Source organism: Variovorax soli NBRC 106424 (assembly GCF_001591385.1).
GTDB classification, from domain to species: Bacteria; Pseudomonadota; Gammaproteobacteria; order Burkholderiales; family Burkholderiaceae_C; genus Variovorax; species Variovorax soli.
In genome coordinates this window covers 1-1,306 of sequence record NZ_BCUU01000226.1, presented here as the reverse complement: position 1 = coordinate 1,306, position 1,306 = coordinate 1, and the positions used below count along the sequence as shown (strand labels likewise).

Annotated in this window: 1 protein-coding gene; it reads right to left on the bottom strand. The window is 68.6% G+C overall.

Features of this window, described 5'->3' with window-relative positions; translation table 11 throughout:
- Positions 1-177: 177 nt before the first annotated feature.
- Entirely contained in the window at positions 178-1,059 is an 882-nt protein-coding gene (locus tag VSO01S_RS27460; protein WP_153305466.1) for a hypothetical protein, read from the bottom strand.
- Positions 1,060-1,306: the final 247 nt, after the last annotated feature.

Sequence of the window (1,306 nt, the reverse complement as noted above, 5' to 3'; positions counted from 1 at the left end):
GGCCGGCGCGATTTCGTGCGGCCGGCCGCGCCGATCGTGGCCGCGGCGCAGCCTTCCGCGCGTCCGCCCATGGCCTGGCCCACGCCCAACATTGCCGGGCGAGGCACAGGCTCCGAAGGCAATACGGCCTACTTCGGCCGCCGTACGCAGGCCGCACCGCCGCCGGTGGCCGCCATCTCACCGCCGCAGCAGCCTGGGCCCGGACGATTCCAGCGCGACCGCGACGAGCACCGCCCGGGGCGCGACGATTCGCTTCGCCAGCAGCAACAGCAGCAACGAATCGAGCAGCAACAGCAGCAGTCCGCGCGGCAGCAGGAACGCCTGCAGCAGATGGAGCAGCAGCGCCAGCAGCAGGAAGGCAGCCGGCAGGCGCAGCAGGAACAGGCGCGCCAGCAGCGTGAGGCGGCGCAGCAGCAACAACAACAGGCGCGCCAGCAGATGCTCGACCAACAGCAGCAGCAGCGCCAGCAGCGGCAGGACCCGCAATGGATGCAGCGCCACCAGGCCGAGCAGCGCGCACAGCAGGACATGCGGCAGCAACAGCAGATGCAGGCGCAGCAGCGGCAACAACAAATGGAGCAGCAGCGCCAGCAGCAGGAACAGCAGCGCATCCAGCAACAGCAGGCACAGGCCGCGCAGCGCGCGCAGCAGGAGCAAGCCCAGGCAGCCCAGCGCGCCCAGCAGGAGCAGGCCCGGCAGCAGGCGCAAATGCAGCGCCAGCAGCAACAGGAGCAGCAACAACAACGCATGCAGATGGAGCAGCAACGACAGCAGCAGCAGCAAATGCAGGCGCAGCAGCGGCAGCAGCAGATGGAGCAACAGCGCCAACAGCAGGAACAGCAACACCGCATGCAGCAGATGCAGCAACAGCAGGCGGCCCAGCGCGCACAGCAGGAACAGGCCCAGCGGCAGATGCAGATGCACCAGCAGCAGATGGAGCAGCAACGGCAGATGCAGATGCAGCAGCGCCAGGCCGAGCAGATGGCGCGCCAGCAGCAGGAGATGCAGCAGCGCGCGCAGCAACAGGCGCAGCAGCAACAACAGCGTCAACAAATGCAAGGCGGCAACCGCGGACGCGGCCCGGGCGACGACAACCAGCGGCCGTAAAACGCCCTACCCCATCCGCCCGCCGCCGTCGACCCCCAGGACTTTCCCGCTGCGGCTACAGTGCCGCAGCAGGAGGTTCCCGATGGCGGATTCAGATTCTTCTTCGCGCGAGCAGCAGAAGCAGCGCAACTACGACTTCGATCTTTTCGTGATCGGCGGCGGCAGCGGCGGCGTGCGTGCGGCGCGCATGGCGGCGGCG